At 36.5% G+C, this 14,472-nt stretch carries 6 protein-coding genes; 2 read left to right on the plus strand and 4 right to left on the minus strand.

Annotated features, from left to right (window positions below; translation table 11 throughout):
* Nucleotides 1–251: 251 nt before the first annotated feature.
* The gene (locus tag MYP_RS15720; RefSeq protein ID WP_045465141.1) at nt 252–509 is read right to left on the minus strand and encodes a hypothetical protein; all 258 of its coding nucleotides are present in this window, start codon (nt 507–509) and stop codon (nt 252–254) included.
* Nucleotides 510–1,200: 691 nt separating this feature from the next.
* Between MYP_RS15720 and MYP_RS15730 the strand changes: the two genes are divergently transcribed.
* Complete coding sequence (locus tag MYP_RS15730) at nt 1,201–4,713, plus strand: toxin-antitoxin system YwqK family antitoxin (protein WP_045465147.1); 3,513 nt, start codon at nt 1,201–1,203, stop codon at nt 4,711–4,713.
* A gap of 11 nt (nt 4,714–4,724) precedes the next feature.
* Entirely contained in the window at nt 4,725–6,551 is a 1,827-nt protein-coding gene (locus tag MYP_RS15735) for a hypothetical protein (protein ID WP_156140665.1), read from the plus strand.
* 547 nt (nt 6,552–7,098) lie between these two features.
* Here MYP_RS15735 and MYP_RS15745 read toward each other — a convergent pair.
* From MYP_RS15745 to MYP_RS15755, 3 genes are read right to left on the minus strand one after another with little or no spacing between them, the layout of a single operon-like run.
* Nucleotides 7,099–9,597, minus strand: a complete 2,499-nt coding sequence (locus MYP_RS15745; protein ID WP_045465155.1) for a T9SS type A sorting domain-containing protein — start codon at nt 9,595–9,597, stop codon at nt 7,099–7,101.
* A gap of 5 nt (nt 9,598–9,602) precedes the next feature.
* Nucleotides 9,603–11,684 (minus strand): fibronectin type III domain-containing protein, encoded by a 2,082-nt coding sequence (locus tag MYP_RS15750; protein ID WP_045465158.1) that lies wholly within the window; start codon nt 11,682–11,684, stop codon nt 9,603–9,605.
* A gap of 11 nt (nt 11,685–11,695) precedes the next feature.
* Nucleotides 11,696–14,452 carry a hypothetical protein gene (locus MYP_RS15755; RefSeq protein ID WP_045465161.1) on the minus strand — a complete coding sequence of 919 codons (2,757 nt, stop codon included), beginning with the start codon at nt 14,450–14,452 and terminating at the stop codon, nt 11,696–11,698.
* Between the last annotated feature and the right edge of the window lie 20 nt (nt 14,453–14,472).

The following is a 14,472-nucleotide window of genomic DNA, read 5'->3' on the forward strand; positions in this document are numbered from 1 at the left end:
AATACTATTGACACCACCCATGATGCCAATAGTATTCCATAAACATCATTCAGGTAGTCGTCGATTTTTTAATCTAATCATAGTTTAGCTGGTTTTAAAAGTTTACTATTTCATTTGTTCTCCTGTATAAATAGGAGATAAGGAGCTCTGATAAAATTCACAGATGTTGACTTCAGTTAGGTACACCAATACTCACCTCGATAGTCATCGCATGGATAATCGGATCATAACTTAGCTGGTTTTAAAAATTTTTACTTCTTTAGTTCACCTGCCTTTGTAAAGAAATCAATAAGCAGGTAAAAGGTCTCTGATGTTGTCTTCAGATCGGAGCAGTAGACGTCGTTTTCTGCATAGTAGATGTACATGAAGAAGACATAGATCAGCACCTTGTTCATGTCTTGTGGTGAGATCAGCTTGAGCAGGATGTCCAGCTCATCGATGATTTCCTGATTGAGTACAGTGTCTTCTTGCAATATAACAGCTACTCTCTTTAATGGATTTGTTTCCATAAAATGTTTGTTGGGTTTTGAGCTTCGTTCCGCAAGCGGTTAAAAATAAGACATAAAAAAGCGTGGAACAGTAGCTACTGGGATAGAGGTACCGCGAAGAACCCGAAATACAATAGCTAAGTCCACGCAATAGCGGAACACCTAGCTATTCTTGTATTTCTGAAAATTCGCGGTTTTCTACACCCAAGAATATGCTAACGCAATTTTATTATATGTAAAAGTCTTTTAGTCTGGACTCTATTCGATAATCATTACAGTGTTTAGGTTGAACGAGGCAAAGATAGGGAAAAAGTTGAAAGTTGAAAGTCAAAAGTTTAAAGAAAAGAGATGATAATATATTTTAAATGAAGGTGATACGAATTTTGAAATGTACGGTTGAAAGAAGTTTTAAAAGTCAGTTTGAGTAAGTCAGCATTTTGGTTTTATGATTTTAGTTAAGGCTTATAGAAAAGGATAGTATAGTTGGGCGCGCTTTATAAAAGTGCGTCAGCCTGGTTTTCAAAGGATTATTATCGCCTTCTGTGTTTTTGTGATTTTTCTTGTCCAGGAATAATTTAAATAGGTATTTTTGTAGATGAAATGTTGAGGTGAGTATACTATTGAGCCCATATTTTTATGGATATATGAAGACCATTTTACTCCTATTTTTTTAATTATAATTGTCTGTATAAGGACATCTTTCAAATAATATATGTTCAAATTTCTTGTCAGTTTTACCCTTCTTTTAAAGCTTGTTCTTTTATCCGGAAATGCTATCGGACAGATATCGAATGATACTTTGTATTTCAACAGAACGCAGAAAATAAAAAGTATAACTCAAAGAGAAGGCAATACAAAACGCATTGTCAAATTTCATGAAAACGGGAATAAGGCTGAAGAATACACACTGGTAAATGATACGCTGGAGGGTGTTCAAAAACAGTGGCATACTACCGGAAACCTTTCGTCTGATAAAAATTATTACAAAGGATTGCTTAATGGTGTTTGTCGTAACTATTCGCCTTCAGGAGTATTATTGTATGAAGGAAATTATGCGATCATAACCAGAAACAATAAGGCCGTATCCGTTATGAATGGCTTTCAAAAAGAGTTTTATCCAAGTGGAAAGGCATACCGTTTTACCCATTACAAAGAAAACAAACAAGATGGTCCTAAAACTGAGTGGTATGAAAGCGGAATAAAAAAGGAGTTGCGTAATTATAGTAATGGGCATCAATACGGCAAGTCCACTGCCTGGTATGAGAGCGCAAAACTAAAATATACAGGAAGTTTTGATACCATCATTTCGAAAACAAATAAGAATGCACCTGCCAACTCTGTGAAGTCTGGAAAATGGAAAACCTATTACAAAACAGGTGAGCGGGAAAGTGTGCGTTTTTATAAGAGAGGTATGAAATCCGGATTGCACGAAGAGTGGTTTGAAAATGGACAAAATAAATCGAAGATCAACTATAAGGATGATCTTAAATATGGCTCTAATTATGAATGGTATTCCAACGGAAAACTTCATTTTAAATATAGTATTTATAGTACTTATGACTCTACATCAAAAAAGGTCATATCACACTATAAAGGAGCATATGAAGAGTATGAGGAGAGTGGAATGCCGGTAAAAACCTGTACATACAATAAATCAGGACAACTGAATGGCAAATGGCTCAAATATAATAAGGGATCTCTTGAGGAAGCAGCTGATTATAAAAATGGTTTAAAAGTGAATGCAAATAAGCTCTACCATCCGAATGGTATGGTAAAGAGCGAAAGAAGTTTTGTAATATCCAAAACAGGCAATAGAGATACGAGTTTTGCGCAGGGACCTTTTAAAGAGTATTATCCTGATGGAAAAATCTATAAGGAAGGTCATTACGTGAATGACAAGATTGAAGGTATTACTACAACATATAACCCCAACGGAGGTCTTCAACGGGAAACATTTTCTCTTAATAAAAACACCTCTGTCCTTCGTGATTACTTTGAAAATGGCAAGCTAAGAATGGAAGCTGATTTGTTTATCGATTCATCCACATCAGATATAAAGGCTAGCATAGTGCCAACGAAGTATTACAGCAGAGAAGGGAAGCTGTTAAAACGAATCTCGACCTACAAGGGAAAAGAACAAGGACCTTCTGCTGAATGGGATCTGGAGGGAAACCTAAGAGCAGAATCATGCATTTTTCAGGAGTATCACAACAGAGTAAGTTCCTGGAATTCTTTTTATTATTCCAATGGACAATTGATGAAAGAGTATTATAGTTCATCAAGGGGTTTTTATGGACCTTTAATAGAATGGTATATAGATGGGAAATTAAAACGCATCAGCGAAATACCTTTGTATGAAGTCTCCTGGCTTCAATCGGGAGAAGTAGCGAACGTATCTTTTTTTTCTCCACATAATCAAAATGAGGTCAAAGATACTATTATAGACAAGCGCTGGGTTGAAAGTCTTTATAAGAAATTCAGTAATCCTAAAGTCAAGAGTCTCAGAATAGAAGGGACGGAAGATGGCTATGTAGCCAGTTATTACGATGACAAGCAGGTAAAATTTGAAACCTACCTGAAAAACGGAAAACCGGACTCCATTTTCAGAGGATATTATCCGGATGGCAGGTTGATGGTAGAGCAAATGCTTAAAGAGGGAATACTCAATGGTAAATATACGCTCATGACTACTAATGGAAAGATACGTGGTTCCGGATATTATAAAATGGGCGTTCCTTATGGAAAATGGATATTCAATTCTCAATCAGGCCTTCCAAGCGAAGAATTTGAATTTGACAGTAAAGATGAAACACACAAGAAGTATATATATAAAAAGGAATTTCATGAAAACGGAACGTTGAAGAGTTATTCAAACTATGAAAACGGAGACCCCAGCGGTATTCAGAGAACCTGGCATCCTAATGGACAACTGGCATCTGAATATGTCATAAAAGATAAAAAAGCTTATGGGCAGAGTCAGTATTATTATTCCAATGGAACAGCAAGCAGAAAGGCCTTCTATGAAAACGGAAAAATTCAGGGTCTTGAGGAAACCTGGTACGACAATGGTAATAAGGAGAGATCACAGCAATACATTGATGGAAAAAGAAATGGGCCTTACAAATTTTGGTATAAAGATGGAAAGCTGAGAGTGAGCGGAATTTTTCTGAATGATTTGGCAGATAGCCTTTGGGTCTATTATGACAGTACAGGAAATTTTGATTATGAACTCACATATGAAAAAGGAATAAAAAAGTTACCTGAACTTAATGAACCCTGTGCATGCATAGAAAAAGAATATTACCCTGGATATGAACAACGCATCGTTTCTCTTTTGGAAGATCAGGACATTAGTATATGGGAATTTCCTTTTCATGAATCGTTAAAAAAATACCTACCTTCAATATATTCTTCTAACCTGCACGCCAATCCATCTCCATTCGAAAAAAGTTCCCGCTATTCAATGACACTGACATGTGATGAATCAATAGAGATAGGATTACCAGACAAAAATGGGGTAAAACTTGTGTTTAATCCATGCTATAGAAAAGGTTGGGTAGGTAAACTTGATCTTTCTGCTTTTATTTTTTCTAAAAGACCTCAACAAACAGGTATATCCCTGAAGTCAGAAGTTATGGCATTTAAGTTTAATAAAGCTTTATTGGTGTCACAGTCAAAAGATTTGGATGCACTTGCCTACTTCAGTTTAAAGTACCTTGGATATAATAAACAAGGAATATCAATTGAAGAACCCAAAGCCGTCTGCTTTATTCCGTCAAGGATTGGATCAACAGATGTATCCGTGACGCTCGATGATTTTCATCCATTGATTCTTGTCTCACCTCAGGGAAAGAACCGAAACTTTGACTATGAATCATCGATAAGACTATACGATGATCTGAAAGTCATCACATCCAATAACGAAACATTCGCAGGAATCATCAATGGTAAAGGTAAAGTCTCTTTCTCCTATGATGGTTCTAAACTAAATCTTCCAGTTAATGAATGTATTATCGGTAAAAATTTTATTGCAGGAACCTTGACGATTGACAACAATCTTAAACAAGAAGATAGCATAGAGCTGACTTCAGAAAAAGGTATTATTAAAACTTCTCAGAAATCATTGATCAGACATTTGACTGACCAAGGGTTCAAAGTTGCTGTGAATGTACTTGAAGAAGGAAACAAAAATCTACTTATCATCAAATTTGTATACATACAATAAAGGAAGAAACAATGAAAAGCATCTTTTTTATTATTTGTTTTTTGATTCAGTTAAGTCCAATAATGGCTAATGATGATAGGACAGTGACAGATTTGTACAACCATAAAAAAGTTGCCTATAAAACTGTATATACTGAAATAAAGAATTCCTCCTTTAATTTATTTGAACCAATAGATTTAACATATCCCCAATTGAGAGAGAAGAATGGAATAAATAATATAAATGTAATTAACAGAAAGTTACAGCAATATTGTGAGTCAGTAATAAAGACAGATTCTTTTAAGTTTGAATTTCAAGAACATGCAAAACTGACATTTATAAATTCAATCAAAAACTTAGAACGCAGGTCTCATTATTCTATAGATCTTCATGATTATTATGAAAATTTCCTACCGGAAATAAATGATATTAATTTCAGTTTTTCTTTTTTATTTGACGACCTGCTCAAACTCAATGTTGAATATGTCTATCATTTGGGATCAGGAAAGTTTGATGAAAATACATATTCGTATACCAAATCTTATTATATATCACTCAAAAATGGCAAGACTTATCTTAGCAATTCTCTGTTTGATGAATCCAAAATTTCTCAATTAGAAAATTACCTAAAGACGAAAGCAAATATTCTGTACAAGTCAATTTCATTGGATGAAAAATCTGAAAGCCAAAATTCAGAAGAAGGATATGAAGAGGAAAGATATGAAGAGGAAGGATATGAAGAGGAAGAAGAGGGTTCATATGTAGAACCTGAAGTTCCCGAGTCCGATATGCCCTTACTACTCAGTAATCTTGATTTTCAGATAACACCTCTTTATGTTAGTTTTAGAATTCCGGATGATTCTCCATATACCTCTAACTTCAAAGGACAAGGCGTATTCTTGTATCTTGATATAAACGAACTTACTCCTTTTATTAATCTTTCAGGCCCATTAAAGGCAATAGGCTATTTCGAAAAGAAATATACGACGAATCGTACCAATGCTAACATATATAAAGAACAGCATAGTTTCTGGCAGCCGATGGATAATTATATACAGGATACTCCATTCATTCATGGCCCAAAAGGGGTGAAGAGCATTACTTATTTTGTAACACATGAACATAATAATAGCAAGAACGTCTCATCTCCCAGAATGTCTTCCAAAAAAATCTTTAATACAAGAGGCCTGTTAGAAAAGAAAGAAAGCTATTCAGAGGGCATGGTTTATTATATAATTAATTATTTCTATGATACAAACGATAGATTAGTCAGGCAAGAGAATTTAAATCTGAGTAGCGAAAAGTCTGATATCTCAGATTTTATTTATGATAAAAAGGGAAATCTGATCATGCATACCCATAAAGATGAATATAACATGATTACAGAGAAAGTTTATTATTATCGTGGTGATACCGTATTCGAAGATTGCCGGGACAAAAATGCTCCATTTGAACGAAGGATTAATATTTATACAATTAATAAATATGGAAAAATAATAACTTCATATACGTGGGGGGAGGAATCACAATTTTTTGATATTTATGATCGGGATAAAAAAATGGCAACTGTCAATAGTAGATATCCTAAGCTTTATAATACCTTATTTTGCTATAGTACAGATGGTCGTTTGCTTACATATGAATATGATCATGATAGAAAACTATATGAATTTATATACAGTGCAGATAATAAGTTAACCAAAATAGAGCATATCCAAGGTCAGCGGGTAGTTGAAAGAAGTGAGTATTCCTATGGGGAAAATGGATTGCCGGTTAAGATCACACGATGTGAAGGGATATATAATTATTATGATTTTAATAATAAAAATCACTATATTCTGGAGTATGAATTTTATTAAGAGGCATAGGCTTTAAATAGCAAAATTATTATGTGACTTATCAGATCTTTCACAGGACTTACAGCTGATTGCAACTTAGTAAACAATGTTAAGTTGACTATGGTCAGAGTCAATGCGCTGGGATAAAAGGAAAGGAGCAACAGTTTGAGCAACAGCAAGAGATAAATGTGACTCAGTAAGGGCGCTCCCCGGCCGGTGTCTTCACCGGACGGAATCTATCAATCACAGCTTAGACAAAATATTCTCTGTAATCTGAGATAAAAGAATACCTTATCTTCAAATAAATTGAAGCAGAAGATCGATAGTCATCAGGCATTATTATTCTTAGCTTGTTTAATTCAAGAATAAAAAGGAATAATAAGCGAAAAATGTAACCCTGAATTTTACAATGCAGCACTTTGGGAAAGATTCCGTCCGGTGCAGACACCGGCCGGGGAGGAGGATCTGATAGAACCATTTACCAATTGTTTGTTAAACAATGTAAAATAAAAAAAGCCCTAACATAGAAGCCGGGCTTTTTTTAATTTGTTTGTTTTACTAATGATTATTACCTTCCAATAACCAGCTTACCATTAAACAATTCTCCATCGCCAGAAAGAAGTCTGTAAATATACATTCCGTTTGATAATTTCTCAGAAGGCTTATAGGACACAGGCACTGTTGTACCTCCTGTTATTTCACCTTTATAAATCTCTGCAACTTCTGTACCTCTTGTATCAAAAAGTTTCAAGTTGACAAATTGGGACTGAGGAGAATAGATTTGGAAAATGGTATACTCAGTTAATGGATTCGGTGCTACCTGAATAAATTTGTTCAGATAAGTCAAGCCAGAATTGATCTGAAGCGCTTCGCATTCTGCTGCATCCGTAATCTCTTCAACAAATATGGTGTCAGAGCTCGCTGTACATCCAATTTCATTAATGACTTTCAATGCAATCTTTCCAATCGAATTTACAGTAATCTGAGAACTACTTTCTCCGGTAGACCATGAATAAGAGGCCATATTAGCAGGGCCTTTTAATATAAGCGGTTTTCCTTCACAAAACTTAAATTCTGTACTTGCTGTAATCAATTGTGCAGGGAATGAATGAACTACAAAGTTTATTGAATCTTTGCTGCTGCAACCGCTGGCATCTGTTACTTCAATAATATATTTCCCCGAAACGCTTGTTGTAAAGCTGTTGGAATTTATTCCGTTAGACCAGCGGTAAGAAGCATATACCGGCAACACATTCAATTCTGTTGTATCTCCGGAACATACTGCTGTTCCTTTTGAAGAAAAAATCTTTGCAGGAACATGCTCTATAACATTAACATGATTTTGGGCTATATCAAAGATCGTATCCGATACAGAACTTACAATTTTTATCAGATAATCATTTTCTGTTGGAATATCTGATGGGAGAGGCCAGTAGAAGCTTTTAAGTTTGTCCGGAACATTTGTAGCCACCACGTTATATGTATTTCCCTGATCGGTTGATACATAAATATCCAGACTGTCTATGCCAAAGGAGTTCCATTCAATTGCATAACCGCCACCCTGACATATCGGTTGTTTTGTATCTGGTTCTTTCAGTCTTACAAATGGTTTTGCTTTAGGAGAGAAACACAAATCTGAAGAGGATTTTGACTCTTCGTTTCCTGTATTATCACGGGCTATAGTGTAAGCACAATACCTTTTATCCGGATCTCCTTTGATAGAAATAGTTGAATCAACCGGGATCTGTGATGCGTATTTTGTAAAACTATTTCCATTATCGTAAGAAAGGTATAAATCATAGTTTTTTACACCTGAACCACCCAGCCCATAATCATCTTTAATAGTTACAAAATAAGCATAAGAGGAGTCAGCAACAACATCACTACGCTTATAAGCCGATAAAGGAGGAACCGCATCAATCGTATTAAATATCGCAGGCGTCAGAAGCTCTTCCTGAGTATCAAATATAATGGACGCTACAGCATGCACGGTATCACCTGTAGACGAAACAGCATCAGGGATTATTGTAAAGTTAACATAACCTTCGCCTCTTCTGGTTATGGAATCATTGATAAGTAAGAACCCAAGATGGGCAGCGGGCTCATTTCCGGTTTTAGGGTCTTTAGATTCAAAGATCCAGAACGCTTCCTTCTTCAAAACATCTATCCCTGCAATAACATCAACGATCACTTCAAGAGAATCCTTTACATCCAATCGACCGGTATAGTAGGTACTGTTTGGTGGTACTTCAAAAGCGAAATTTCCGAAACCAAAACTACCAAGCCTGAATGAATAAATGTTCAGATGAGGGTCAATCGGAGTGCGTATTACAACCTTTTGTGCAGGAGCCGTTGCGAACTCAGGATCATTTTCAAAACGAATGGTATAAGGGAGGATGTCTTTTACAGAAATCCACCTCTGAGGGCCAAATCCTTCAGGACCGAGAATGTCATTTGGATCTCTTGGAAATACAACAGGAATATCTATGTCGTCATCATCATCGTCGTCATCACAGTCCTCTGTTTTAATCTTAACTTCCGTAGAATCCCTTTGAAAACATCCGGAACTGTCCGTTGCTGTAACCTGAAAATCTCCATCTCCACTAACCTCTATTTTCTCTTCAGTTGATCCTGTTGACCATTTTAGCTTACATTCCGCACAAACACTGGTGACTGCATGTAACTCGACATCCTGGTCTTCAGCATCGCTGCAGAAAGTCCTGTCGCCCCCGCCTTCAATCTTTACTCTTGGCTTGTCTTCCAGCACACCGACATTAATTGATTTTTCAAATATACAACTGTTACGGTCTCTTATGATAAGATAATAATCGCCCCTTGGTATATCATGAAGATGATCTTCTGTAGAGCCATCATTCCAGAGGAATGTATAAGGACCGTTTTTACCTTTCAGTGTTACATCTATTTTCCCATCTTCTTTTCCATTGCAGGTTGCAGGAGTAACTTTTATCTCTACCTGTGCATAGCCTTGCAGACTGAATGAACTGACAATGAGAAATAACAGGATGTATTTATAGGTATATAAAAACGCAGAAATATGATTCTTCATAACGTTTACTTTTTAATGTCTTTTAAATTAAGTGTAATACTGGCTGTCGGACTGATTTCACCTTTGTTTGATACTGCGGCAACTTTAAAGGTATATGCAGCACGACCAGGATTATTGATTTGAAAAATGAACTTTTGCTCCTTATGTAAATCACCTTTTGTAATTTGATGAAAGGCCTTTTCAGAACCTTCATCCGCAAAAAGCAGATAGCCTTTAATGTCCTTGATTTGTTCTTTATTGCATTCCCAGGAAAGGTCCACATATGATTTGCCTTTTTCTTTTCTCAATGCTGCCTTTAAATTCTCTGGCGAAGATAATTTATAGGAAGGCAGATAAAGAGGAGAGACCGAACTCTTTCTTGAAACTACTTCACCAATGGCTTCCACCTGATAGACATTGACTTTTTTTGCATCTTCAGGATTATAGAGTTGTACAACATATTTTCTGCTTTCCTTTAGAAGATCTTCAGGTGTAGCAATAATGTTTCCGTTTACCAGTATATTAAATCCTTTTATTGCTGTTTCTTTTGGATATTCCCAGGACAACTCTGTCAGGTTGTTTTTATTAAGAGTAGCAGAAAAGGAATTGAATAGGGGAAGGTTCAAAAGCGGAACACTGCATTTTACAGTACTTCCTTCTCCACGCATACCTTTTTCATTTACAGGAACAATGCTGAATTGATATTCTAAACCTCCGTCTCCGGATATTTCATATAAGATTTCATTGCTTTTAATAAGAGGAATACTGAGGTTTTCAATAAGCTTACCGGTACCTTCTTCATCTGAAAGAAACACAAAACCAAAGGTGTTCTTACTTGTGCTTTTCGCCCAGGAAAGATGTACATGAGGTTTGTCCATAATCATTTGGAATTCAGCTTTAAGACTGTCTGGTTTCACAGGAATTTTTACTCCGGTGTAGAACACGTCAGCAGGACTACCAAACCATTCCTTACCTTTCTTATCTGTAACTGAAAGTCTGTATATATATCTTTGGCCATACTGAAGGCCGGTAGTATCGGTATAAATTTTATTCTTATAATTCAGCTTCGTTATTCTGGTAAACTGTAAAGTGTCAGCATTTCTCCTTTCAAGATAAAATTCTTTGATCCGCTTTTTATCGGATAGGAGAGAGTCTGTTTTCCAATATATCCGGAGATCAGTATCATTTACAACCGCTATGGAATCTATGGAAGGTGTAGGAAGCCCCTTATACAAAGCTGCTTTAAACTTAAACTCAAAAGGTTTAAGTTGTGTCTGAAGAATTGTTACAGGAGTAAAAGTATAGGTATAATCAAGCAAAGCATTGGCACTTTCATCTGTAAACAACCAATGCAGTTGTCCGTTATCAGACTTTTGATATCCGATTAATTCTTCTGTAAGGTTCGTAACTTTTCCTGATTTATCTTCTTTTCTGCTGATCTTAAATCCGAATAGTCCTGCTTTAAAATAGTCTTTTTCATTCACTGACCAGATAAGTTTTACTTTTCCTTTGTTCACGCTTGCATCTATTACAGGATTGATTTTAACATTCCCGGGAGAGAACGTAGCGACAGGTTGTTCAGACTCACGTCCATCTTCAAATACATAAAATAATCCATAAGCTGTATTTTCAGATTTCTTAAAAGTATGATCAATAAAAGCGAATCCTAAAATTAATGCCACACTATAGTCCTGCTTCATATTTAATCTGTCACCGGATTTAAGACCTCCTGATTGCTGAAGCTTTTGAAGCAATTCTTCTTTAGTGATCTTACTTAATTTGCCTTCTGAAAGGTATTTTAAATAAGTTTGTTGAATGCTTTTGGCTTCATCATCATCAAGTCCCAGATTTTCCCAATTCCTTTCATCAACCTGAGGAAAGATTACCTCCTTGTTGAGTTTATACCACCCCGTATTCCTACTTTGCTTTTTTATATTAAACCCAACCAGATTTTGTGGCCAGTCATAGGTCTCCCAATAAAGCTTTATAGCCTTATCTGTTTCTCCACCCCTCAGGCTTGCCCCGCTTCTTTGGGCTAAAACCTGATATGCAGGATTAAGAAAGATAGCGACTATGAAAAGTAATATCAGTCTATAAATATTTTTCACAACTGCTTATATTAGAATTTTAATACAATAGGACGGCTTTCCTCTTCATGATCAGCTCCTGTGAATTTCAGATGTCCTTTAAGTATTGTAAATGATCCATCATAGCTCATCTCCATATCACCGTCTACATTGACATTGGAGGATCTGACACAATCAACACAGGTAGCGATACAAGGCCATTTGACACTTACTCTGCTTATTCCGTTAACATGTGTCTTTATGATTCCGGTAAAACCTTCAGAGTTCACCTGTGTATTGAATGACCCTCCCATTTTAAGACTGAAGTATCCATGTATTCCAAAGCCCAGCCTGGTATCTGAATTGTCCGCCGTAACACAATTCGTGGGATCAAACCTTTCAGGATAAATGATCTGCATTTCTTTTGAATAGTCAATAGCTCCCGTAACGGTTCCTGTGATTCCCTCGTCATCTCCTGCGGCTCCTCTGAGATCAATTGAACCATTCATTGTTACCTGCTTCATAATGTGTCCTGAGATTCCCATAGCCTTTGCGCTCCATCCACTTTGATTCACTTTGAAGTTCATTTTTCCTGTGGAAAGAGATAGTAAGTTACCGTTTCTTGCCGGAATTTTGAGAGAGGCATTAGTACTACCCGATACATCATTGGTGCCAAGTAAATAGGACGCTTTCAGAGCACCTTTAAAATAATGAGGTGATCTTGCAGGCACTCTTACTTCACCCTCTAGTTCAAGAGAGCTTTTGTTTCCAATCACAAGTGTTACATCTCCTTTAAGTCCTATAATATCAGCAGCATCTTTGATTCCCAGAACAAATCCTATCAGGTACGTTCCCTCACTTGCAGAATTGTTCCTGTGATCATAATTATAGCCGAAGCGACCACCCAGTTCGTCGATACGAATAACTGGGCCTACAGGAAATCCCTTGGCTGACTGCATTGTAAGTTCAAAAAAACCATAATTAAAATCCTCCATGGAGCCAAGCACTACTTCTCCTCCGATTTTTATTCCACCTTCAAGCGATCCAGTATATTTTCCTCTGAACGCATCATTGCCATAACTAAGACTTGCTTTGATTGTAAGCGGATAATTAGTGGATTCAAAAACAAGTTTACCAATAGAAACAGAACCTTCACCTGATATAATAAAATCTGTAACATCACATTTGGTAGACTTACCGATCTCAAGATTGGCACTGATTGTCAAACCTTTGTCTTTGACATATATCGCTTTACTTACATTGAAATTAATCTTCTTATATTTAACTTTTCCTTTAAAGCTGAATATAGTCAGTTCTCCATTGATGATTTTAAATTCACTAATTTCGAATGGATTCTCAAAATCCTGATGTTTTGCTTTTATTTTACTTCCGCTGATTTCATGTAAATTAAACTCATAGTCAACCGTAGTACTTAGACTTCCTTCTATTTTGCAACCGAATGCAATGAGATTAGAGAACTTGGCTGTTCCTTCCGCAGCATTTCCATTCATACTGACATCTACGGTTACTTCACCTTTGGTATTCTTGATTTCTTTGATTGCTATCTCTGCTTCTCCATCTTTAAATACAATATCGTTTTCATCAATTTTCCATGTGAATTTCCATCTTAGCTTTTTAATTGATGCATTAAATCCCTTGGTGGAAAAGCTCGCACTGTTTTTAGCTATAAGCTCTGCGTTCAAGTCCCCTTTGGAAGTAAGGCTTCCTTTAGCTTCCGCAATAACTGAAGTGTTCTTTTTTAATTGGATTATTACATTTTTTACACCTCCGAAATCATACTCTCCTTCAAAACTTGTAGAAGAAGTATATCTGTAAACGAATTCTCCTGATGTGCCTTTGGCTAACTCTGCAATACCACCTAATGAAACCGCCTCTACCTGATTAATTGTAAATTTTGTCTCACCTGAGATCGCTCCGTCTGATGTTACTGTCAGTTTCATACCTGTCAGATTTGCCATTATAGGTCCGAATTGCCTTGTAGGAGCTTTTCCACTCCATTCAAGTGACACTTCTTTAAAACTCATTTCGGCTCCGCTACCTTTCTGTTTCCATGAAGCTCTCACGCCATCCAGATCTATAGATACCGGTGTATGGAAGAAACCTTTCATATCAAGATGCAACCTGACTTTATTGGTAGAATAAGAACAATACCCATCGCCGGCTGAACCTGTTGATTGAATGGATTCAGTTAAATGTATCCGGAGCAATCCAAACTTCACTTCTCCTGACAAATCAGGGCAGCACTCTTCCGGATCACCTATACAGATATTTTCTTCCGAATAACATGTTTCTGTTTTATTATCTGCCGCTTGTTTATCTTGCGCTCTTACCTTTATTGTTGCTGGCTCAGTGGATGCTTTTACTCTTCCGTTACTTTCTCCGATGGTAGCATCTGATCCGCTTGCTTCTGAAATTGACCAGACAATAGTCCTTCCACTTGGTTCTGTTGTAACTGTTGCCAGTGATGTTGATCTCCCGTCAGCGGGCAAAGTAGAAGGATTAAATTTAATTCCTTTAACCAGAACAGGAGTGATGGTCACAGACTCCTGACAAGTAAAACCGTCAGCGTCTGTTACACGAACTACATAGACAGTTTTCACATCTGGCACTGTTATTTCTGGATTAGCTTCACTAGAACTGAATCCTCCCGGAACGGAATGCCATTGATAGGTGTATTTATCCGGTGAATCAGGGCCAGCTGTAGGACTTCCTCCAAGTCTGACTTTTGTTCCCGGACATTCTGTTCTGTTTTCTCCAGGATTTATATCTATAGCAAAGGTATTTTGCATACATATAAGGAGAAAGAAAA

This window comes from Sporocytophaga myxococcoides (assembly GCF_000775915.1).
GTDB lineage: Bacteria > Bacteroidota > Bacteroidia > Cytophagales > Cytophagaceae > Sporocytophaga > Sporocytophaga myxococcoides_A.